At 36.0% G+C, this 22,921-nt stretch carries 20 protein-coding genes and 1 pseudogene; 7 read left to right on the forward strand and 14 right to left on the reverse strand.

What is annotated here, in order from left to right; all coding sequences use genetic code 11:
• Nucleotides 1-172 precede the first annotated feature (172 nt).
• The 5 genes from GHC26_RS05360 to GHC26_RS05380 all read left to right on the forward strand — a co-directional run bounded on the left by GHC26_RS05360 (nucleotide 173) and on the right by GHC26_RS05380 (nucleotide 5,719).
• A complete protein-coding gene (locus tag GHC26_RS05360) occupies nucleotides 173-1,606 on the forward strand; it encodes an amidase (protein WP_163970245.1) in 1,434 nt (477 codons plus the stop codon).
• Nucleotides 1,607-1,727: 121 nt separating this feature from the next.
• Nucleotides 1,728-2,936 (forward strand): M20 metallopeptidase family protein, encoded by a 1,209-nt coding sequence (locus GHC26_RS05365; RefSeq protein WP_226376859.1) that lies wholly within the window; start codon nucleotides 1,728-1,730, stop codon nucleotides 2,934-2,936.
• A 29-nt stretch (nucleotides 2,937-2,965) separates the two neighbouring features.
• Entirely contained in the window at nucleotides 2,966-3,673 is a 708-nt protein-coding gene (locus GHC26_RS05370) for a DUF5058 family protein (RefSeq protein WP_163970247.1), read from the forward strand.
• Between the two features lie 44 nt (nucleotides 3,674-3,717).
• The gene (locus GHC26_RS05375; RefSeq protein ID WP_163970248.1) at nucleotides 3,718-4,434 is read left to right on the forward strand and encodes a small-conductance mechanosensitive channel; all 717 of its coding nucleotides are present in this window, start codon (nucleotides 3,718-3,720) and stop codon (nucleotides 4,432-4,434) included.
• Between the two features lie 22 nt (nucleotides 4,435-4,456).
• Nucleotides 4,457-5,719 (forward strand): M20 family metallo-hydrolase, encoded by a 1,263-nt coding sequence (locus GHC26_RS05380; protein WP_163970249.1) that lies wholly within the window; start codon nucleotides 4,457-4,459, stop codon nucleotides 5,717-5,719.
• Nucleotides 5,720-5,769: 50 nt separating this feature from the next.
• On the opposite strand, the gene GHC26_RS05385 is transcribed toward GHC26_RS05380, so the two are convergent.
• The 12 genes from GHC26_RS05385 to GHC26_RS05440 all read right to left on the reverse strand — a co-directional run bounded on the left by GHC26_RS05385 (nucleotide 5,770) and on the right by GHC26_RS05440 (nucleotide 19,014).
• A complete protein-coding gene (locus GHC26_RS05385) occupies nucleotides 5,770-7,029 on the reverse strand; it encodes a M20/M25/M40 family metallo-hydrolase (RefSeq protein ID WP_163970250.1) in 1,260 nt (419 codons plus the stop codon).
• Between the two features lie 212 nt (nucleotides 7,030-7,241).
• Nucleotides 7,242-7,817 (reverse strand): gamma carbonic anhydrase family protein, encoded by a 576-nt coding sequence (locus GHC26_RS05390; RefSeq protein WP_226376860.1) that lies wholly within the window; start codon nucleotides 7,815-7,817, stop codon nucleotides 7,242-7,244.
• The gene (locus GHC26_RS05395) at nucleotides 7,774-8,562 is read right to left on the reverse strand and encodes an enoyl-CoA hydratase-related protein (protein ID WP_163970251.1); all 789 of its coding nucleotides are present in this window, start codon (nucleotides 8,560-8,562) and stop codon (nucleotides 7,774-7,776) included. Before GHC26_RS05395 ends, GHC26_RS05390 begins: the two co-directional genes overlap by 44 nt.
• Nucleotides 8,563-8,582: 20 nt before the next feature.
• The gene (locus GHC26_RS05400; RefSeq protein ID WP_163970252.1) at nucleotides 8,583-9,788 is read right to left on the reverse strand and encodes a CaiB/BaiF CoA transferase family protein; all 1,206 of its coding nucleotides are present in this window, start codon (nucleotides 9,786-9,788) and stop codon (nucleotides 8,583-8,585) included.
• A gap of 22 nt (nucleotides 9,789-9,810) precedes the next feature.
• Nucleotides 9,811-10,470, reverse strand: a complete 660-nt coding sequence (locus GHC26_RS05405) for a GntR family transcriptional regulator (RefSeq protein WP_163970253.1) — start codon at nucleotides 10,468-10,470, stop codon at nucleotides 9,811-9,813.
• A gap of 86 nt (nucleotides 10,471-10,556) precedes the next feature.
• Nucleotides 10,557-11,915: a M20/M25/M40 family metallo-hydrolase gene (locus GHC26_RS05410; protein ID WP_226376861.1), complete on the reverse strand. Its 1,359-nt coding sequence runs from the start codon at nucleotides 11,913-11,915 to the stop codon at nucleotides 10,557-10,559.
• A 4-nt stretch (nucleotides 11,916-11,919) separates the two neighbouring features.
• Nucleotides 11,920-13,302, reverse strand: a complete 1,383-nt coding sequence (locus GHC26_RS05415; RefSeq protein WP_163970255.1) for a M20/M25/M40 family metallo-hydrolase — start codon at nucleotides 13,300-13,302, stop codon at nucleotides 11,920-11,922.
• Nucleotides 13,283-14,365, reverse strand: a complete 1,083-nt coding sequence (locus GHC26_RS05420; RefSeq protein WP_163970256.1) for an ABC transporter ATP-binding protein — start codon at nucleotides 14,363-14,365, stop codon at nucleotides 13,283-13,285. Before GHC26_RS05420 ends, GHC26_RS05415 begins: the two co-directional genes overlap by 20 nt.
• The gene (locus tag GHC26_RS05425) at nucleotides 14,362-15,393 is read right to left on the reverse strand and encodes an ABC transporter ATP-binding protein (protein WP_205599199.1); all 1,032 of its coding nucleotides are present in this window, start codon (nucleotides 15,391-15,393) and stop codon (nucleotides 14,362-14,364) included. The genes GHC26_RS05420 and GHC26_RS05425 overlap by 4 nt, the downstream gene beginning before the upstream one ends.
• Nucleotides 15,390-16,244: an ABC transporter permease gene (locus tag GHC26_RS05430; protein ID WP_205599200.1), complete on the reverse strand. Its 855-nt coding sequence runs from the start codon at nucleotides 16,242-16,244 to the stop codon at nucleotides 15,390-15,392. The genes GHC26_RS05425 and GHC26_RS05430 overlap by 4 nt, the downstream gene beginning before the upstream one ends.
• 5 nt (nucleotides 16,245-16,249) lie before the next feature.
• Entirely contained in the window at nucleotides 16,250-17,227 is a 978-nt protein-coding gene (locus GHC26_RS05435) for an ABC transporter permease (RefSeq protein ID WP_163970257.1), read from the reverse strand.
• A 65-nt stretch (nucleotides 17,228-17,292) separates the two neighbouring features.
• Entirely contained in the window at nucleotides 17,293-19,014 is a 1,722-nt protein-coding gene (locus tag GHC26_RS05440) for an ABC transporter substrate-binding protein (protein ID WP_163970258.1), read from the reverse strand.
• Between the two features lie 254 nt (nucleotides 19,015-19,268).
• Here GHC26_RS05440 and GHC26_RS05445 point away from each other — a divergent pair, with 254 nt between their 5' ends.
• On the forward strand, nucleotides 19,269-20,447 hold the full coding sequence (locus GHC26_RS05445) for a M20 family metallopeptidase (RefSeq protein ID WP_226376862.1): 1,179 nt from the start codon (nucleotides 19,269-19,271) through the stop codon (nucleotides 20,445-20,447).
• A gap of 29 nt (nucleotides 20,448-20,476) precedes the next feature.
• Nucleotides 20,477-21,091: a hypothetical protein gene (locus GHC26_RS05450; RefSeq protein WP_163970259.1), complete on the forward strand. Its 615-nt coding sequence runs from the start codon at nucleotides 20,477-20,479 to the stop codon at nucleotides 21,089-21,091.
• Nucleotides 21,092-21,286: 195 nt separating this feature from the next.
• On the opposite strand, the gene GHC26_RS05455 is transcribed toward GHC26_RS05450, so the two are convergent.
• Both GHC26_RS05455 and GHC26_RS16115 read right to left on the reverse strand, forming a co-directional pair.
• Complete coding sequence (locus GHC26_RS05455) at nucleotides 21,287-22,714, reverse strand: serine hydrolase (RefSeq protein ID WP_163970260.1); 1,428 nt, start codon at nucleotides 22,712-22,714, stop codon at nucleotides 21,287-21,289.
• Between the two features lie 15 nt (nucleotides 22,715-22,729).
• A pseudogene (locus GHC26_RS16115) lies at nucleotides 22,730-22,804 on the reverse strand (hypothetical protein); the annotation flags it as partial.
• Nucleotides 22,805-22,921 lie beyond the last annotated feature (117 nt).

Genomic DNA, 22,921 nt, shown 5'->3' on the forward strand with positions numbered 1-22,921 from the left:
TCTGGCAATTTAATTTCTATGCCACAGAATAAAATATCAATTAAAATTTGAAAATTGTCAATAAAATGTTGAATTTATAATTTTTGTACTATATACTATGTATTATCAATTTTATTTAGTCGACAATTGACCAAAATGTAAGCGATTTCTTAAACTAAAGGGGTTGGAAACGATGAGTAATGTAGATTGTTTTACAAGCGCACGATCACTCGCAAAAGCTATACGAAAAAAAGAAGTATCAGCACTTGAAGTGATGAAAGCGCATTTAAACCAGATTAAGAAAATAAATCAAGATGTGAATGCAATTGTCTCGTTAGATGAAGAACATGCTCTAAAAGAAGCAAAAAAAGCAGATAAAATACTAGTAAAAGGAAACGATGTTGGGCCATTTCACGGTCTACCGATTGCCATTAAAGATACCCACAATGCAAAGGGCTTTCCAATGACTAGTGGCTCACTTGCCTTACGTGACAATATTGCAACGGAAGATGACCTACATGTACAACGAATTAGGGAAGCAGGAGCTATTATCATCGGGAAAACAAATGTACCTGAATTTGGTGCTGGTGCCCATACATTTAATGAGGTATTTGGCACAACTAAAAACCCTTATACATTAAAACATACAGCAGGTGGTAGTAGTGGTGGTGCTGCTGCAGCAGTCGCCACAGGGATGCTTCCATTTGCAGACGGAAGTGATATGGGAGGATCGTGTCGTTTCCCTGCTGCTTTCAATAATGTTGTTGGTTTAAGAACTTCACCAGGAAGAGTCCCTACATACCCAAAACAAGCATTATTCTCAACTCTATTAACGCAAGGACCAATTACAAGAGATACAGAGGATGCAGCCTTTATGCTTTCTGTTATGGCTGGACCTGATGATCTCTCCCCTATTTCGATTGATCAATCTGGTGAGGATTTCTTACAACCTTTTAATGATGACATACGTGGACTACGTGTAGCATGGTCAGCAGATTTAGGTGGAATGCTCCCTGTTGATTCAGAAGTAAGAGCTAATATCGAGCAACAGGTTAATATATTCAAAGATTTAGGTTGTCATGTGGAAGAAGCATGTCCTGATCTATCAGAAGCTGACGAGGTATTTCACGTTTTCCGTGCATGGGAAATGGAAATGTCAAACAGAGAACTGGTTGAACGTTATCAAGAGGTCATGAAACCAAGCTTTATATGGAACTTCAATAAAGGTCGAGAACTTACAGGACCAGAAATTGGGACAGCAGAACGGTTACGCAATAAACTATACCATCGTATGCGTATTTTCTTTCAGGACTTTGATGTTTTATTATTACCTGTTAGCCAAGTCCCTCCATTTGATGTTTATCAAGAGTATCCAACTGAAATTGATGGTGTCAAAATGGAAAATTATATTGACTGGATGCGTTCTAGCTACTATATTTCAGCACTTGGCAACCCTGCACTGTCTGTACCTAGTGGATTTACAGCAAAAGGACTACCATTAGGCCTTCAGATTGTTGGACAACATCGAGCTGATTATGAAGTCTTGCGTATTGGCCATGCATACGAAAAAGCTACTAACTATGCAAAAACAAGACCATCTATTGTGGAGTCAGTTAAAACCAAATAAAAATTAAATTCTACTAAATATTAAGGGGGTGGATATATTCAGTATATTTTAATAATGTGCCAATAGCTCCCATTTACTGTAAAAAAGTACTAAAAAAGCCCAAACGAAAGGAATGATTTTCTTGAAGGAAGAATTATTCGCCAGATTAGAAGAAATTTATCCAGACTTAGTAGCATTTAGAAGAGATTTACACATGTTCCCTGAACTATCACATAAAGAAGTAAATACACCGAAAAAGGTTGCAGCATTTTTAACAGACTTAGGATTAGAAGTGAAAACTGGTGTCGGCGGACGTGGTGTTCTCGGTATCTTAAAAGGAGGAAAGCCTGGGAAAACGATCGCATTACGTGCAGACTTTGATGCCTTACCAATCCAGGATGAAAAAGATGTGGAATATAAATCACAAATTCCAGGTGTTATGCATGCATGTGGTCACGACATTCATACAGCAGGACTACTAGGAGTAGCAAAAGTATTAAGTGAAAAGCGCGATTCTCTAGCAGGAACGATTGTATTTATTCACCAATTTGCTGAAGAAGTGATTCCTGGAGGCGCCAAATTTATGGTTGAAGATGGTGCTATGGACGGTGTGGATGTTGTTTACGGTGCACACGTAAGCTCCACAGACCCACTTGGTGGTGTTGGGGTAAGAGAAGGTAATGCCATGGCAAATGGGGATACTTTCGAAATAGAAATTTCTGGTAAAGGTGGGCATGCTGCAATGCCGCATTTAACAGTTGACCCACTTATTGTCGGCAGCCAATTAATGTTAAACCTACAACAAATTGTTAGCCGGCAAACGGATCCATTAAAATCAGCTGTCGTATCAGTAGCTTCTTTTAATGGTGGAGACAGCTTTAATGTCATTCCAGACAAAGCAACGATTAAAGGTACCGTTCGAACATTTGATCCAGATGTAAGAGATTGGGTGGAGGAATCGATTGAAAAAATTGCCATTTCTACTTCTAATGCATTTGGTGCATCCGCAAAATGCAACTATGTTCGTGGCTATCCTGCTGTTGTGAACCATCCAGAGGAAACAGATCGTGTTGAAAGAATTGCTAGTGAACTCTATGGGAAAGAGAACGTAAAACGAATCCCAGCCCAAATGGGTATGGAAGACTTTGCCTATTATGTGAAGGAAGCACCTGGAACATTCTTCTGGGTAGGCGGAGCAATGGAAGACAATGAGGATGTTTATCCACATCACCATCCTAAATTCAATGTCCAAGAAGAATCGATGCTTTATATTGGAAAATTATTTATTGCAACAGTATTTGATTACTTAGAGAAAGAAAATAACGTTCCATCAGAACAAAAGCAAGTTTAATAGACTTATGTTAAAGGAGGAATCATACATTGGGAGATGTATTACAGATTGCCAATAGTGCTCCATTTTGGATTATTGCCTTTATTGTTGTTGGAATTGTAATGTTCCAAGCTATTATTTTTTTACGGATTGCAAAAAAATCTGCACCTGATGTTGGGATGACACAAAATGAAGTAAAGACTGCAATAAGGACTGGTTTTATCAGTTCAATTGGACCTTCATTTGCTATTGCAATCGTACTAGTATCCTTAATTGCATTGTTAGGATCCCCTCTTACATTAATGCGGATTGGAATTATTGGATCAGCAGCAACGGAATCAGGTGCTGCAACAATTGGTGCTGATGCATTTGGAACAGAATTAGGAGGAGATGATTTTTCTGCACAAGCATTAGCAGCAGTGGTATGGACCATGTGTTTAGGTGGTATGGGATGGCTATTATTCACTGCGCTATTCACTAAACGATTAGGAAAAACACAGAAGAAAATTGAGAAAACCAATCCAAAAGCGATGACTGTTATTTCATCTGCAGCAATGCTTGGTGCGTTTGGTTACTTAGCAAGTGAACAAATGATTTCAAGTGTTAATCATACTATTGCAGGTGCCATTGCATTAGCAGCCATGGTTATTATTATGATTATTGCTGATAAACAAAAAATTGCTTGGCTAAAAGAATGGGCATTAGGAATTTCAATGGCACTTGGAATGACGATCGGTTATTTAACAACGATGATGTAAAAAATAGGCCTAAATTTTTTATTATCAATAAGAGGAGGAAAAATATGAGTGCAAATCCGGAAAAAGTTGTAACGGAAAATGTGACAACGGAAGCTGCGATGGATAGTGCGATGGATACTTTTCATAACCGTGCACATTTTTGGGGACGTACAACACTATGGGTATTAATGGTAATGTGTTTACTGCCACCACTATACCTCTCATTTGTTTTAGATGCCCATCCAGGATGGGGTGTCATCGGAGGAGGTTTATTAGGTTATGCGGCGTTCGTTGGGATCATGTGGGTATTAGAACCAATAACGTATTATCCAACACTTGGAGTTGCTGGGACGTACTTAGCATTTTTAACTGGAAATATCGCCAACATGTGTTTACCATGTTCCTCCGCAGCTCAAAAAGCAATAGGAGCTGAAAGTGGTTCAAGAAAAGCAGAAATTGCTGGTGTATTTGGGATTGCCATTGCATCATTGGTTAACATTTGTATTATTGTCCTAATTATTTTGGGGGGAACCTATATCCTTTCCATTTTACCGCCATCAGTAGAAGGAGCATTTAATTTTATTCTTCCAGCAATATTTGGTGCAGTATTAGGACAATTTGCATATAAAACACCTACTTATGGTGTTCTGGCAATGGCTATTGGTATGGGTGTCTTTTTATCCCCTATCTTTGGCTTAATTAAGATCGTAGTTTGTGTAGCATTAACCATTACTCTCATTATGTTAATTGAAAAACAAAAAGATAAAAAATCAAATTCCTAGTTAAATAACCCAAAAAGGAAGCATGATACCTGTGATACTAGATCAACTAACCATCAATAAAGCAAGACTTAGTGAGCGTGTTCACAAACTAGCTAAAGTCGGAAAAATAGGTGAAACTGGTGTTTATCGATTAGCATTATCAGAAGAGTATAAAGAAGGTCTTGAGCTTGTTCGAGAGTGGATGGATGAGGCAGGACTTAAAACGAGATTTGATCATTTTGGTAATTTAATTGGCCAATTGGAAGGAAAAAATCCAGATGAACCTATTCATATGATTGGGTCACACATCGATTCACAGCCTTATGGTGGAAGATTTGATGGTTCGATTGGTGTTTTAGGTGGACTAGAAGTTGTTCAAACGATGCAAGAAAACAATATCATACCCGATAGGCCAATTGAAATTATATCGTTTTGTGATGAAGAAGGGCATCGTTTCGGGAAAGGATTATTTGGATCCAGAGGTATTTTAGGGAAGTTGGATCCAGATGAATTAGATCGAACGGATAAGGATGGTGTTACGAGAAAGGATGCCCTAAAGACTTTTGGTTGTGATCCTAATCAACTCCATAAATCAGAATATGATCCTGCCTCATTAGGAAGCTATATCGAAATGCACATTGAACAAGGTCCTTATTTAGAAGCAAAAGATGTCCCAGTTGGGATTGTAAGTGGGATTGCAGGACCGCTTTGGTTAACAATTGAACTAACTGGTTTTGCGGGCCATGCAGGTTCTGTACCAATGCATTTGCGGAATGATGCCTTACTTGGTGCATCGAAAATAGTAACTGCATTAAACGAGATTGTGAAGACAGACCCTGATGCACCGACAGTTGGAACCGTTGGAAATTTAGAAGTATTTCCAAATGGGCGCAGTATTATTCCTGAGAGAGTTCGTTTTACTGTCGATTTACGCGATATTGATAAAGAAAGGCGGGATCAATACGAACAACAATTGCGTGATTGCATTGCAAACGTAGCTAACGAAATTGGACTTCAATATAAAATAAAAGAAGATACCAATAATGCACCAAAATACTGTAACGAAGAGATTATCCATTCTATGCAAAAGGCAAGTGATCGAATGGGAATGGATGTACCTATCTTAATGAGTGGCCCATTTCATGATGCACTGATTATGGCAGACGCATGTGATTATGGAATGATTTTCGTTCGATGCAAAGATGGGATTAGTCATAATCCAATGGAATATGCTACAGATGAAGATATTTCCATTGGAACAGAATTATTATTGCAAACCACTATTAACATGACAACATCTAACTAAAAGAAAGTCCAGTCGCTTCATGGCGGCTGGACTTTCTTTTGGGTATGAATTTATTGTTTACGTTTCCCTAGTAATGGCTCACAAATACCCTCTATCCCTACTAATCCAAGTATTGTTAGAAAGTCTTTTTGTACACCAACATAGGCGCCTTTTGGATCATACCATTCTTCCAGTGTATGCGCAGATCCTGCCTTACCACCTAACCCCATAGTAATAGAAGGGATCCCTAAGCTCATTGGATGATTGGCATCAGTGCTGACTGCACCTGCTAAAGTTGGGTTACCTACAATTTGTTCAATTGCGCCAAATGCAGCTTCTACGATTGGAGCGTCTTGGGACTGACTTGCTGGTGGACGATTACCAAATTTTTGAATATCAACCTTAATTACATCACTATTCCATCTAGCATTTTCAGCCTCAACAGCTTCCTGAATAATATTTAGGAATGTTTCATTTAATTGCTTTAAAGCCGTTTGATCATTCGAGCGCAAATCCACTGTCATTCCCGCTTTTTGTGCAATTGCATTGACCGATGTTCCACCCCAAACTTCTCCAACGGTAAAGGTTGTTTTTGGATCAGTGGACGTCTGGATATCGGAAATTGCAGCAATTGCTCTACCTAAGGCGTGGGTTGCACTTGGAATACCAAAGTCACCAAAGCTATGACCCCCATCCCCTTTAAACGTTATGGTATAACGATAACTTCCAGTACCTAAGTAAACAATATTATTAGCATTTGGACCATCAATCGAAATAAAACCATCAATATCCTGATGTTCATCAAAGAATGCCTTAACACCACGTAAATCTCCCGCACCCTCTTCCCCAACAGTTCCGCCAAAAATGATATCACCAACTGTTGGTAAATCGGCATGATTAAACGCTCGTATAACACCAAGTAACTCTGCTAATCCTCTTGTATCATCACTAATTCCTGGTGCGTATAAGATACCATCCTTTTCTGTAACACGTACATCTGTGCCTTCTGGGAATACAGTATCCAGATGTGCTGACACAAATAACTTTGGTCCCTTTCCTGTTCCACGTCTGATACCATATACATTGCCTTCTTTATCCATTTGAACATCTGAAAGTCCTAAATCTTCTAGTCTTTTTTTCACATCTTTGGCACGCGTTTCTTCCTTAAATGGTGGTGCTGGAATTTCAGTAATAGCAATTTGTTCTTCTACAGTACGGGAATGGTCTGATTCAATAAACTTTAGTGTTTCTTGGATTGTTTGGTTTTTCATTAAATCTTTGTATTTATTACGTACCGTAGAAGAAATAGAATCATAGGTTTTATTACTCATAACATAGCCTCCTTCGTAACAATATAACACAATAATATATTTAATAATTAGTTGATACCATTATCTCAATCAAAACTAACGAATCATTTATTTAGCTTTTATAATTAGGTGATAGCAGACTTTTTATATTGTTTCCTCAATAATAAAGAATAGCTGTCTTTTTATAGAACCGTTTTAAGACAGCTACTCTTTTACATTACCCACTTTTTCTTTCATTCTAAAGAATCACTATATAATATCGCATTATCAATATAATGATTTGGAGTTTCTTTTAATTTCCTCAACTCTATTTCTGATAAGTCACGGACTTTTCGTGCAGGTACACCTGCTACAAGAGCACCAGAGTCAATTATTTCACCCTCTGGAATTAACGCATTTGCAGCAACTAACGATCCTTCACCAACAACAGCTCCATTTAATATCGTCGCTCCCATTCCAACTAGAGAGTTATCTTTAATAGTACAGCCATGTATTATAGCATTATGACCAATAGTTACATGTTTACCAATATTTACTGGATATCCAGGATCAACATGGATAACTGCTCCATCTTGAATATTGGAACCATTATCAACAGTTATTTTATCATTATCACCTCTTAATATCGCATTGAACCAAATTGATGTATTCTTTTCTAACTTAACATGGCCAATCACTTTTGCTCCAAGTGCTATATAAGTACTTTCCGATATAATAGGACTTCCCTTTTTAATACTATACCTCACTTTAATCGCCTTGTTTACATTATACATATTGAAAATTAGGTTTTCTTTTTTCTTGAAAAGCATTAACTCCTTCTTTATAATCTTCTGTTTCAAAAGAATCAAGAACTAGTTGGCTGATTTCATCCGTATCTTCTATCTCTCCTTCTAGAACTTTATTTATAACAAACTTTGCACCTCTTACTGAAAACTGTGCATTCTCTTTAATCATTTCTGCATATTGATATGTTTCATATACGATTTTATCTCTTTCAAAAATGTGATCAATCAATCCTATTCTATACGCTTCCTCAGCTTTAATTAGACGCCCTGTATATAAAATATCTTTTGCTTTTGAGGGACCTACTATATCAACTAGATTTTTAGTTCCAGGTAAATTATAAACTAATCCAAGTTTAGCTGGTGTAATTCCAAATTTACCCTCTGAGTCAGAAAAACGAAAATCACATGCTAAGGCAATTTCACACCCTCCACCAACACAAAATCCTTGTACCAATGCAATAGTTGGCTTTGATGAACTCATAATTGCCTTTTCCGCTTCATGTGTTACTTTATTATATTTATATGCATCATTTGCATTATATCTTATTTCTTTAAATTCACTTATGTCTGCTCCTGCAGAAAAAGCTTTATTATCTAAACTTCTTAAAATAATAATAATAACATCCTTTGATTCATTACATACATTGATTAGTTCGGTTATCTTAACCCACATCTCATAATTCAGAGCGTTTCTCTTATTTCCTCTATTAAGATATATCGTACCAATACCATTTTGTATATCTAAGGATACTAATTCACTTTTTTCCAACGTACTACCCTCCTTTGTAGTTAAGACTCAGGATAATCCTCCGTAACAACACCTTTATCATATAAACGTTGTATTTCATCAGTTGAATAATCTAAATTGGATAAAATCTCTTTATTGTGTTGACCAAATAATGGTGAAGCCGTTTTAATTTCTCCAGGAGTTCTCGAAAATTTTGTTGGTATACCTAAGGTCTTCATATTTCCGAGAACAGGATGGGATATTTCTTGTATCATACCTCTAGCATTATAATGTGGATCCTCAACTGCTTGTGCAAAATTATTAATAGGGCCTGAAGGAACACCAGCTTTCTCACATTTCTCATTCCAAAATGCCATGTTTTCTGTACATAGGATATCCTCTATTAGATTTTCTAACTCCTCTACATTTTTTTGCCGGTCTTCATTCTTTAAAAAGCGAGTATCCTCTATCCATTCAGGTTTTTCAATTACTTCTTTACAAAACATCTCCCATGTTCGTTGATTTGCACATCCAAGCATTATATATCCATCTTTCACTTTTAAGGCTTGATATGGTGCTGATACCCTGTGCCTATGACCAGTTGCTTTTGGTATAGTTCCTTCTGAGAAATATGCTGCTGCTTCCCAAACAAACCAAGGAAAACCGCTCTCAGCAAGAGAAACATCAATATGTTGACCTTCCCCTGTTTTTTGTCGATTAATGTATGCAGCTAATATTGAATATGTTGCTGTAATTCCAGCACCAATATCATATACAGCAATTCCTGATTTTAACGGGCGTCCTTCTTGTTCACCTGTCATGCTCATAATCCCAGACATCCCCTGTGCTACTAAGTCAAATCCACCTTTATGTGAATAAGGACCTGTTTGGCCAAACCCAGAAATCGAACAATATATTATACTTTCATTGATTTTCTTCAGAGAATTATAATCAATTTCTAGTTTTTTAGTAATCCCTGGGCGAAAGTTTTCTACAAATATATCAGAATTTTTAATCAAGTCATTAAAAATTTTTTTGCCCTCATCTTCTTTTAAATTTAAAGCAATACTTTTTTTATTTCTATTAATTTGAAAAAAACAAGTAGATTCCCCATTTACGAACGGACCCATTTGGCGAGAGTCATCTCCACCATTAACTTTTTCAATCTTGATCACTTCAGCTCCTAGATCCGCTAAAACCATAGTACAGTATGGACCAGCCATAATTTGTGAAGCATCAACTACTCTAAGTCCATCTAATGGTCCCAAATAATCACCTCAAATTCATAAATTATAAATATTTACGAAAAATATTATCACCCCGGAGTTTATCTTGTTGTAAATGATGTTCTATTGATTTTACTGCCTTTGCCGTATCTCTTAGTTTTAAAGCTTTAAATATATTCTCATGTTCCTGGATAATTGCTACACTATTATCCATTTTATTGTGTATAATATTAGCACGATAGATTAATAACAAGGATCTAACATGATTTAAAAGATCTGTAAGATGCTTATTAGAAATTGAGTATATGATTAATTCATGGAATTTAGTGTTTACTTCTAAAAAGTTCTTTAAATTATCTCCATCTCTTATATATGCCTTTGATTTATTTAGTAAATCTTCCATTTTATTAAGTGTAGAATCTGTTATTTCATTTACTGCTAGCTTAATTACTTCTTTTTCCAAAATTAAACGACACGAACATAACTGTTCGAAGTCAGTTTTATTTAATTCCACGACAGTCGTCCTGTTCTGTTCCTGCCTTAGTAACCCTTCCTTCTGAAGTTGACGCAAAGCTTCTCGTAGCGGAGTTCGACTAATTTTATATTCTTCTGCTAACCTTGTAACACTTAATTTAGATCCAGGTTGCAATTCCCCAGTTAAGATTAACTTTTTCATTTGCTCATACACTTGTTGATATAGTGGTTGTGTTTGTTGTAATTCCATAGAACGTCACATCTCTTTCTTTAATATATAAGTTAAAACAAATTCGGATATTGATATTACAACCTAGATCATAAGTTGTTTCACAATTATTTGTCAAATTTTGACGTACCTAACTCTTCAATAACATGACAAGTACACAATATTCCGTTAAAAAAGTTTTCAATATTTAGATTTTCATTTGGAGAATGATTAGCCTCATCAGAATTTGCATAAGGCACCACTACAGAAGGAACACCTAGTATCTGTGTCCATACATAATCAGGTAAACTACCACCAAGACTTGGTTGTAATATTGGCTTCTGTCTATAAGAATTTTCAACTGCACGTTTAATAATACTAACAACTTCTGAATCAGATGAAGTTCGAGATGGCTTCATTGAACCATGTCTGGTTACTTCAATATTAGGATCATATTTATGAACGTGTTTAACGAACTTTTCATATATGTCATCTGGATCCTGATCCACTACTAAACGCATATCAATTTTTAATTGTGCTGTTGCTGGAATAATTGTTTTTGATCCCTCTCCACCATAACCACTATGAAATCCAGCGATGTTTAATGTTGGCTCCATGGTCAATTTATGATAGTAATCTTCTTTTGTCATATCAAATTTTTTATAACCTATTTGTTGAGCTATTTGGTCTGCATCATATGGTAATGTTGAAATTAGTTCTAATTCACTTTGTGTAGGCTCCCGTAAATCATCATAAAAGCCGTCTATTAATACTTTTCCATTTTCATCACGCATAGTGTTTAATAAATTTACTAGCTTCCACGCAGGGTTCGGTGCGATATTACCTTTATTTCCTGAATGGTTATCCCATTTTGCACCTTTAGCATTGAGCTCTACATATAGCATCCCTCGGACACCTAGTAATACAAAAGGAGCACCAGTTTCATGCATCGGACCATCAGATGTATAGACTAAATCAGCTTTTAGCAACTCACTATTGGTTTCAACAAATTTAGCTAAATTCGGACTTCCACTTTCCTCTTCACCTTCAAATACAAATTTTATATTAATTGGAAGATTATCACCGTGAACTTCTTTAAATGTTTTGATTGCAAGCAACTGTGCCATTAATTGGCCTTTATTATCTCCTACTCCTCTACAATAAATTCTCCCATCCCTAATTGTTGGCTCGAAAGGTGGCGAATTCCACTCATTAACTGGATCTGGCGGCTGAACATCATAATGCCCATATATCAGTAACGTAAAATCATTTTTGTCATTATGCAATTCACCGTAAACTACTGGGTGTCCATCTGTTTCAATTAATCTAGTTTCTATTCCTATATCTTCCATAATTCCCTTTAGCATCGTACTAGCTTCTTCCATGCCAACATTTTGGGCACTAATACTTTTCTGTCTTAAAAACTTAAATAGCAACTCCAAATAATCGTCCTGGTTACTTTCAATATGTTCTTTAATCTTTAACATTAGATTATTGATCCTCCCCATATAAATAATAAATATATGACATACTCATAATTCCATTCAAATAGTTATCGACCCCAATATTTTCATTTGGCGCATGAGTATTTGCCAACGAAAACGGTGATCCCAAGCCAATAATAATTGCAGGTGCATCTAGTATTTCTCCAAATAAAGACATTGGTCCTGATCCATCTAATAAAGGCCATACTACTGGACCATTATCATACATTTCTGTTAATGCAATAATACTTGTTTGAACAATACTCTCATTTGGAGATACTTTCGATGGATTTCTTACGTCTCCAAACTTTATATCTATATTCCCTTTGAATACTTTTGAAATATATGACTTTATTCTTTCAACACTTTTTGCTGGATCCATATCTTTTACAAACCTAAAGTCTAGCTTTGCTGTTGCTCTAGACGGTATGATCGTTTTATTACCTTCACCTTGATACCCTGAACTCAAACCATTTATGGTCATGGTTGGTTCATATAAAAGTCTAACTAAAAGGTCAACCCCGTCGGTATTCTTTTTATTTCCAATTATACGGTTTATACCATACGTATCAGAAAATTCCTTAGTATCGAATGGAATGTTTTTAAGTAATTTAAGATCTTCTTCACTAGGTTCAATGACTTCATTCTTATATTCATCTACTAATATTTCATCTTGATCATCTTTCATTTTGTTAAGTAGCCATACTAACTCCCATGAAGGATTTGGAATTAAAGGAGCCTGGCCAGAGTGTACATCTCTTTTCGCTCCATATACTGTAATATCAGCATGCGTGATTCCTTTATTACCTAAATAAATTTGGGGTCTCCCAGATTCATGTATGCCTCTATCACACAAAATTGTATAATCAGATTCCAATAAATCTTTATATTTCTTTAAATAGCTTTTAAGATTCGGACTGCCTATTTCTTCCTCACCTTCAAAAAAGAATTTGATATTAATTGGAACCGTTCCTTTTATATCTAATAATGTTTTTACAGCCAAGATTGTTGCCATCAGATTACCTTTATCATCTGTTGCTCCTCTTGCATAAATCTTATTATCTCTTATTTCAGGGTCAAAAGGATCAGAATCCCATAAATATATGGGATCCTCTGGTTGAACATCATAATGTCCATAAATAAGAATTGTTTTATTAGCATTCGAATTTAAAACTTCACCATATACAACTGGTAAAGCTCCATCGATATTAAGAATTTTTGATTGAACTCCTTGGCGGATCATGAAATCCTTTAAAAAATTCGCACAGCTTTCCATCTCTTTATTTTGCGCTGAAATACTTTTAATTTTTAAAAAATCAAATAAATCATTTATAAACTTCTCTTTATTTTTAAGGACATTTTTTTGAATGTCACATGCTAGGTGCGACATATTCTCCCACCTCTTTTTCTTCATTATATATATGACATTCTACTAATCTACCATCAACGTTATTAGGTGTAGGTTCTACTTTCCTACACATTTCAGTCGCAAAAGGACATCTTGGTTGAAATCTACAACCAGTAGGAAGGTTAACAGGATCTGGTGCTTCATCATCCAATGAAACCGTAACCCCCTCACTCTTAGGGTCAGGATTAGGTACAGCTTCTAATAATGCTTGAGTATATGGGTGTAAAGGATTTTTGATAATTTCTTCTGTATCACCATATTCTACAATTCTACCTAGATACATTATTGCCGTGCTATCACAAACATATCTTATTAAAGATAAATCGTGCGATATATAAACACTAGCTAAATTCAATTCTGTTACTAAATCCTCTAAAAGATTTAAAATACTAGCCCGGATCGATACATCGAGCATGGATACAGGTTCATCTGCCACCAAGAATGTTGGCCTTATAACTAAGGCTCTAGCTATTGCAACTCGTTGTCGCTGTCCTCCACTCATTTCATGTGGATAACGATCAATATAAGATTCAGCTGGCCTTAGTCCTACCATAGTTAAGGTATCGAGTACTCTCTTTTCTCTATCCTTTTTATTCATCCCTTGGATTATCAGTGATTCTTCTAATGTTTGCCTAACCGTAAATCTTGGATTTAATGATTCATACGGATCCTGAAAAACCATTTGAGCATCTTGCCGAAACTGTTTAATATCATTTTTATCTAAGTCTTCCATGTTCTTACCCTTGAATTCTATCTCTCCTGAAGTAGGTTCCTGTAACTTGACTAATGTTTTGGCAAGTGTTGACTTCCCACAACCAGACTCTCCAGCCAGACCAATTGTTTCTCCTTGACGAATCATCAAATCAATTCCATCTACTGCTTTTACAAATTTTTGCTTTTTATTTTTGTTAAATTTATCAAGGAATCTTTGATTTACTGGGAAATGAACTTTAACACCCTTTAGATCATATACAACGTTTTGTGTAACTAAATCATTTGTTTTGTCTTGAAGTTCCACACTCTCTTTTGTAGAAACATTATTCATTTATGCGCCACCCCCTTATCAAAATTCGACCATGTTTCGCGTTTTTTAGCTTCTTCTCTCATCTCATTAACTTTATCAACATGATGACAGGCTGCTATATGCCCGTTATTCACTTCTGTATTATCTGGTGTTGTTTCATAACATATATCAGTAGCAAATGGGCAACGTTCCGCAAATCTACAGCCTTTTGGTGGATTAACCAAATCTGGTGGGTACCCTGGTATCGATATAAGTTCAAATTTTTCACCTTTTATATCAGAAAAGGCATTTTTAAGCCCCATTGTATATGGATGATGTGGTTCTTCAAAAACTTCCTTTACACTACCAGATTCCACTACTTTTCCTGCGTACATGACAACAACTTTTTGACATGTTTCTGCAACAACAGAAATATCATGTGTAACCATAATCATTGAACTTTTGGTTCTTTTCTGTATCTCTCTGATTCTCTTTAAAATTTGTGCTTGAACTACCACATCCAGTGCAGTAGTAGGCTCATCAGCAACAATTAAATCTGGATTTAACGCAAGAGCCATAGCAATTATTGCACGTTGTCTCATACCACCACTATACTGGTGTGGATATTCATGAAGTCTATCCTTATCTACCCCAACGATTTCAAATAATTCTTCTGCACGTTTCCATGCTTCCTGCTTTGATACAGATTCATGGGTACGAATTGCCTCAACTATTTGATCTCCTACTTTGTATACAGGGTCAAGTGAATTCATTGCACTTTGAGTTACAATTGATATTCTATCCCAACGAATTTTTCTCATATCAGAATTTGATATTTCAAGTAAGTTTTTATCGTCAAAAATAATCTCTCCTGTTGAAGTGGCATCTTTTGGTAAAAGTCTCATTATTGACTTAATTATCGTAGTTTTACCACAACCTGATTCACCTACTAGACCTAGACTTTCACCGGGATTCAATGTAATGTTCACATCTTCTACTGCCCTAACGGGGCCTGCTAAGGACTGATAATTAGTACTTAAATTCTTGATATCTAATAAACTATTCATCATCTACTCAACCTCGGATTCAAGATTTCCTCTAGGGATCTACTTACAAAAAAGCCAGACATTACTAAAAGTGTAATAGATAATCCAGGTGGAATAACCCACCACCATGCCTCTGTAATTGCATGTGCTATATATGCATCAAACAATATTTTCCCCCAACTAACTAGCAAAGGATCTCCATAGCCTAGGAAACTGATACTGGCTTCTGTAATTATTGCCCAGCCCATAGCTAAGGATCCAAAAACTAATGATAATGGGATAATATTAGGTGCGATATGTCTGAAGATAATTCTAAAAGATCCTGCTCCATTTAATTTGGCTGCTTGGATAAACGTTCTTTGTTTTATGGACAACACCTCAGATCTTATAACCCTTGTTGTTGTGCGCCAAGAAATCAATACAATTGCAATAATAATATTCCATATACTTGGTCCAAGCACAGCTACCATTATCATTGCAAAAGGCAAAAATGGAATCCCATATACAATATCAGTAATTCGCATTAATAAGTCATCAACCCATTTTCCAAAATACCCTGCCACAAGTGCAATAACAGTACCAATTATTGTTACCATTACCGCACACGTTAATCCAACTACTAATGCAACACGTGTTCCAGCCACCACTTGACTAAATATGTCTCTACCCATATTAGTTGTACCAAAGTAATGTTCACTAGATGGTTTCGCCATATTCAATAAATCACCATTATCAGAATAATGCTGTGCCTGGGGATCATGCGTAATGATAAAAGGTGCGAATATAGCAACAACTATAAAAAATGCCATTAACGCAAATCCAATCAATCCTAATTTATCTTTTAATAATAGTCTAAACACCCTTTTCCATTTCACAAAACTCACCCCTTTTTATAAGTAACCCTTGGATCTAGATATCCATATAAAATATCTGCTATTAAATTAAGGAAAATAACTATTACTCCCATCAAGAAAAAGGTTGCTTGGGCAACTGGATAATCATTACGAGAAATTGAATCAACAATTAAACGTCCAATACCAGGCCAATTAAAAACTACTTCTAATAAAACTTGCCCACCAATTGCAAAACCTACAATTAAGGCAATTTCCGTAACTACTGGAAGTAATGCATTTCTCACTGCATGTTTAAACAAAATGGCTTTCTCTGAAAGACCTTTTGCTCTGTTTAATTCTATAAAGTCCTCGTCCATAATTTCTATCATAGAACTCCTCATTACCAACATTGGGCTTGCAACATAATAAGCCGCTCCTACTATAGAAGGTAGTATTAAGTGATGTAAAAATTCTAAGGTGAAATATGTTTCAAAAAAACCATTTGAGCCCTGACCTGGTTCATGCATCCCACCAATTGGAAATAAATTTAGTTGATGAGATAAAAATGCTAAAGCAACCATTCCTATCCAGAATATAGGAGCAGAACGGAAGAATAAGGCAACAGATACCGCTATTGCTTCAAATTTACTTCCACGATACCATGCAGTAACGGCACCTAAAATTATAGCGATTACAAGTGCTAATAAAATCGTTGAGCCCATTAAGAAAATTGTCGGCATTAAATAGTGCCCGATAAGGTCTACAACTGGTTCTCTTGAGTTAAAAGATATTCCAAAGTCTCCCTGGACGAAATTTTTCATATATAACCAGTACTGTTCATGTAATGGTTTATCTAAACCAAATTGTTCCAGAACTGCTTCTCGCGCTTCTAAAGGCAAAGCAGCATCCACAAACATGGTTGTAGGATCACCAGGAAGAATTCTGAACATAAAAAACAATAATGTTATAAGAATATAAAGAGTTATAATTGTTTGGATTAATCTTTTAAAAATAAATGAAACCATATAGTTTTACATCCTTTCTTACTGTGAAGTAAGGAGGGGGAGAATTTTATCTTCCCCCAAAATATTTACTCTACTTCTCTAATAATCCCATTTTCTTTATCTTGGTCAGTCTTCCCTTCAGGATAGTATATTTTTCCATCTTCATCCCATTCATAACCAGCTTCTTGCAATATCTCGACAGCCGAGTCAAAATCATATTCATAGCCCTCTAGATCATCGCTATGCCAAAATTCATTTGCTGGACCAATTACAGATGTTGCCTTAGTTCCATATCCTTCAAGTATTTCGTCAATAATCCTATCTTTTGGTATTACTGAAGTCATAGCTTTACGAACAGCCACGTCATCAAACGGCATTCTTCTCATATTGTAGTTAATATGATATAGGCCATGGTCAGGGACTGATATAACTTCAACATTTTCGATTTCCTCAAGTTGTTCAACTTGAATTGGCTCTATCCACCAACCTCCAATGTCCGCTTGACCTTGTTCAACTGCTGCGACCATATTTTCCGTATTAGAATAAGGAATGCTTAATATACCATCTACTTTAGCAGGAGAGAAATAATCTGTATTAGTGTCTAATTTTAATTCTTGATCCCTTTCCCAATAATCTAATGTAAACGGACCGCTTCCTATAGCTTCTTCGTTTTGATGATCTAATACACCACTAGCTCCTTCACTTTCTAATATAGGTTCCCAATAATGTTGTGGGAAAATATACATTTGTGCTAGGGTATTACTTATGAATGGTGCAAATGAGTCATTAAGGCTGAACTCCACTGTTAAATCATCCACTACTTCCACAGAGTCAATTGGTTCTACCATTCCCATAAAGTATGGTGATTCTATTTCTTTTACTAAATCAAATGAAAATTTTACATCTTCAGCAGTAACAGGTTCTCCATCATGAAAATTCATACCAGAGCGTAACGTTACCTTATATGTTTTCCCATCACTATTAACATCCTCAATTGACTCAGCAGCCCAATTTTCTGGTTCCCCAGTTTCTGTGATCCTAACTAACCTATCATAAATCAACCTAGTAACCTGGAAGTCATGTGAATTTGTAGAACTAAGCGGGTTTACAGAATTGATATCACTTGGGTATCCCCAACGCACATACTTTTCATCTCCCGTTGGTTCAAGTTCCATAAATGTCCAAAAACTATTCAACCCTTCACCTAACATGTATGTTAGATTTGTGAAATTTGATGTATTAAAAGGCATTATCTGGTCACGATGGACAACAGGTGCATATGGAATATCCTCAAGAAAAAGTTCCTCTGCCTTTTTAACTATTTTCTTCCTTTCTTCAGGATCTGAAACCGCTCTTTGTTCTTCAGCTAGAGCATCATATTCTTCGCTATCGTAACCTGCAATATTATATCCACCATAGCCTGATAGAGAAGAGTGCAAGGTTCCATAAATAAAGTGATCGGGGTCAATCCTTTCCGCTCTTCCTGCCCAAGACAGTGTAAATGAATCAAAATCTTTTTGTTGCATTCCTAATTCAGATAGCCTGTTCCATTCAAGGGGTACAGTCTCAACGTCAAACCCTAACTTTTTCCATTCCTCTGCAATCATTAATCCAAATTCATAACGTACAGCATCATATTCTGGGTTTGTTACATTCATGACAACTTCCCTGACTTTTCGGTCTTCTGGGAGATCTTCAGTAACTGGTAATTGCTGCTCATTCTCATCTGAATCTTTTGAAACGGACATACAGCCTGTTGTGATGAGGAATGAAAAAATAATAATAAAAAATATACTCCTTTTAACCATTGTCCTCCTCCTTAATACTTTTTATATCCCGAATATTGGTATCCTGGATACAGAATCCTGGATCCAATATACTGATATTTCTTAAAAGTATATACTCGATTTAAAATATTGTCAATATTTTGTTTTATTTTTTTATATTAAATAATCAGTATTTTCCCAATAAAATTGTATTATGATACAATTTAAAAGATTTTTGAGAATTGAATAACCAGTAAATTAGGAGTATACTAATATTTATTAATTATACAAATGAGGTGATTATCATTTCTAACAGTTATACATTTCTTGAAAAAAACAAAGAACAAATTAAGGCAGAATTATTAAAACTTGTTCATGCTGAATCTCCAAGTGAAGACCTAGCTGCAATTCATACCTGTGCAAACGTATTGAAAGATTTATTCGAAGAGAAGTTGCAGGAAACCTTTACCCTAACAGAATATGATGAAGATGGGCGTCCACATCTCAAATATGAAATTAAAAACAGCCAAAAACCACGCATACTGTTTCTAAGTCATTTTGATACGGTTTGGAATATTGGAGATTTAGAAATAACAGAACAAGAGAACCGTATTTATGGACCAGGTGTTTTTGATATGAAAGCTGGTCTACTCTCTTCTATCTGGGCAATTTATGCACTGACGCAAACTGAAGACGAACTTCCTATCTCCCCTGTATTTTTATTTACATCAGATGAGGAAATCGGTAGCCTATCTTCTAGACCAATTATTGAAGATGTAGCAAAAACCTGTGATGCTGTTTTTATTATGGAACCACCTGCTGCCCATTCAAATGCATTAAAAACCGAACGTAAAGGTGTAGGGATCTTCCACATAATAGTAAAAGGGGTTAGTGCACATGCAGGTAACCACCATGAAGATGGGGTCAATGCTATTTTAGAAATGGCTAAAGTTGTTCAAAAACTGGAGAGTTTAACTGATTATGAACGAGGTACAACTGTCAATGTAGGTACCATTCGTGGTGGTAGTGGGACAAATGTTGTTCCAGATTCTGCCGAAATTGATGTTGACTTGCGTTTTAAAACAGCTGATGAAGGAAATCGAATTAAAGCAATCATCGAATCATTAACTCCAGAAGATAGTCGTACTGAACTAAAAGTTAATGGTGATTTAAATCGTCCACCATTGGAAAAGAACGATGCAAATCAAGCATTATTTAAACTTGCAAAACAGGCCAGTGAGCAAATTGGAATTAATGTACAAGCAACACATGTTGGTGGTGGCAGTGATGGCAATTTCACATCTGCCATTGGCGTTCCAACTCTTGATGGTCTAGGTATCCCGGGTGATGGACCACACGCAAGACATGAGCATATACTTTTTGATATGTTTGTAGAGCGTTGTGCATTAGTAGCCGAAACGAGCTTACAATATGCGTTAAAAAAAGATAAAAACCTCGCTAAACATGTAGAGTAACCATTTTAACCCAGAGGAGGATACGTATAATGGATGTCTGGTATGTAAGCTATGGGTCCAATATTTGTGAGGATCGTTTTCTATGCTACATCTACGGAGGCACACCAGAAGGATCTGAAAAACGAGAAGTAGGCTGTCATGATAAAACACCACCAAAAAGAAGTGAGAAAGCAGAAATTCCTTATCCTCTTTATTTTGCCAAGGAGAAAAGTAAATGGGGTAAGGGTGGTGTTGCCTTTATCGGAAATGAAACAAAACGTGAGGAACTAACCATTGCTCGGAAGTATTTAATCACAGCTGAACAATTTTGTGAAGTGGTGGAACAAGAGAACAATAATCAACGTTTAGACATCGATGTTAATAAGATTATCAGTGAAGGACATTTAGATATCAATGCTGGTTGGTACGGAAGACTGATGTACTTAGGAGATAAGAATGGTAATCCGATGTTTACATTTACAAATACCGAACCAATGACTGATCAAACATTTACCATACCTCCGTCTACTTATTTATCAATCATTGGACGGGGATTATTGGAACTAGGCCTAACAGATGAAGCAGTAGCAGAATACTTCTTATTAAAACGAGGAATTAAAGGGAAGTTTACAAAAGAGTCATTATACAACTATATATTTCGTTAAAATTGAGAGTGTTATGGATTTAGCATCCGTAACACTCTTATTTTTTATTGAGATTGATTAATAAAATGATCATAGGTTTATTTCGAAAACGTATATGCTGTTTCATAACCAGACTCTTCCTTATAAACAAGTGACCTAGATAAATTAGTTTACTTAGATATACTCATTTGTTGTAAGCACCTATTTTTGTAAGGCCTATTTATCTTGCTCTTTTGGAAATTGTCGGTAATGATACGCAATGCGATCTACTTCGCCGTTATGGTCTGTAATAAAACGGATCGTCTCTTCCTGGTCCTTAATTTGCACAACAAATATATCCTCTCCTACACATCGAATTGGATGATAGGAACCTTGCGTGAAAAATGTAAGTTTGTCATCTTCAACACCAATTGTCAATTGCATCCCTTCATTAGATGTATACGTCCCAACATACTTTTGCAATTGTGCAGTAGGCATATCAAAATCTTCACGCTTTTTATGAGATGCCGTCACCTCCTTATCTTGAAAATCATTTAATGCTCCCATTAAAAGGCTAGAGGCTGGCACCCCTGCAAGATTGGTTAAAATTACGCCAGTAATCCCTTTTTCAGGAACAATAGTCATAAAGGAAGCAATTGCTTTTAAATTACCTCCATGTTCCACCAATGTATTTCCATAGTAATCTGGTGTAATCATTAACCCATATCCATAATACTTACCAGGTTCTGCCTCAATATAAGGGTAGGTCATTTGTTTAACACTTTCTTCTGAGAGGATACGAACCCCATTAACAACACCTTTATTGCGATAAATTTCCGTGTACTTTAACATGTCATTTACCGTGGATTTTAAATAGCCAGCTGGTCTCATAGCAGGAGAATCCCACCAAACCGGTGCTGGATACACACTCGTTTGGCCATCGTCTTCTTTTGTTGCATAAAGCATCGTTATATCATCATGATCACTTAGATCATCTAAATTAAACGAGCTATTTGCCATACCCACAGGTTCTAGTATGTTTTCTTTTACAAAAGATTCATAGGATTGCCCACTTGCTCGTTCAATAATTGCTCCTAATAGAGCAAACGCATCATTTGAATAACTAAAATGCAGTCCTGGAGATCCTAGCAATTCAAAATCTAATTCCCCTATAAATTGCATTAAGTCTTCATACGTGTCGATTGGGCCTTGGGAAGAATTTCCCGTAATGTTTAACCCTGGATAATCATCCCTTGACGGATCTTTATCCATACTCCGTTTATTGGCATATACTAGTGATGGCAATGGTGGAAGTCCCGATGAATTTGTCAAAAAGTGATGAATGGTCATTTGTGCTGTTTTTTCTGGATCAGGTGTTTTAAATTCTGGTAAATGATCAACAACTTTATCATGAACCGATAATTTACCTGCTTCTTGTAATTTCATAATTGCAACACCAGTAAAAGATTTGGTAATAGACGCAATTCCAAAGACTGTGTCCTCGGTTACCGGTAAGTTTTCTTCCACATTTCGATAGCCAAACCCTTTATAATAGGCAGGTTTCCCATCTTGATTTAACCCAATAGAAACTCCAGGTATTTGATAATCGTGAATTAGTTTATCAGCATACTCCTCAAAGCTTCCCATTAATACTTTGTTTGTCATGTCAAAACTCCTTTTCTATAATCTTATTAAAGGATCTGGAATTGCTACAGCAGCAATTAATACTTGTGTATAAGGATGCAATGGTTCTTTAAATAAGTTTTTATATCATCGATTTACCAATTCCTCCTAAATACATTACCAAAATTCGATCACTTACTTACATATTAATGACAAAAACGAGAGTGTTAGGGGATTGAAATCCCTAAC

It is taken from the genome of Oceanobacillus halotolerans, assembly GCF_010993955.1.
GTDB classification, from domain to species: Bacteria; Bacillota; Bacilli; order Bacillales; family Amphibacillaceae; genus Oceanibacillus_A; species Oceanibacillus_A halotolerans.

Coding starts and splice junctions, on each gene's coding strand:
- GHC26_RS05380 (WP_163970249.1), top strand. CDS start 4,457: ATGATACCTGTGATACTAGATCAACTAACCATCAATAAAGCAAGACTT.
- GHC26_RS05440 (WP_163970258.1), bottom strand. CDS start 19,014: ATGGTTAAAAGGAGTATATTTTTTATTATTATTTTTTCATTCCTCATC.
- GHC26_RS05435 (WP_163970257.1), bottom strand. CDS start 17,227: ATGGTTTCATTTATTTTTAAAAGATTAATCCAAACAATTATAACTCTT.
- GHC26_RS05390 (WP_226376860.1), bottom strand. CDS start 7,817: ATGCTTTTCAAGAAAAAAGAAAACCTAATTTTCAATATGTATAATGTA.
- GHC26_RS05455 (WP_163970260.1), bottom strand. CDS start 22,714: ATGACAAACAAAGTATTAATGGGAAGCTTTGAGGAGTATGCTGATAAA.
- GHC26_RS05375 (WP_163970248.1), top strand. CDS start 3,718: ATGAGTGCAAATCCGGAAAAAGTTGTAACGGAAAATGTGACAACGGAA.
- GHC26_RS05415 (WP_163970255.1), bottom strand. CDS start 13,302: ATGTCGCACCTAGCATGTGACATTCAAAAAAATGTCCTTAAAAATAAA.
- GHC26_RS05405 (WP_163970253.1), bottom strand. CDS start 10,470: ATGGAATTACAACAAACACAACCACTATATCAACAAGTGTATGAGCAA.
- GHC26_RS05450 (WP_163970259.1), top strand. CDS start 20,477: ATGGATGTCTGGTATGTAAGCTATGGGTCCAATATTTGTGAGGATCGT.
- GHC26_RS05420 (WP_163970256.1), bottom strand. CDS start 14,365: ATGAATAATGTTTCTACAAAAGAGAGTGTGGAACTTCAAGACAAAACA.
- GHC26_RS05360 (WP_163970245.1), top strand. CDS start 173: ATGAGTAATGTAGATTGTTTTACAAGCGCACGATCACTCGCAAAAGCT.
- GHC26_RS05425 (WP_205599199.1), bottom strand. CDS start 15,393: ATGATGAATAGTTTATTAGATATCAAGAATTTAAGTACTAATTATCAG.
- GHC26_RS05385 (WP_163970250.1), bottom strand. CDS start 7,029: ATGAGTAATAAAACCTATGATTCTATTTCTTCTACGGTACGTAATAAA.
- GHC26_RS05410 (WP_226376861.1), bottom strand. CDS start 11,915: ATGTTAAAGATTAAAGAACATATTGAAAGTAACCAGGACGATTATTTG.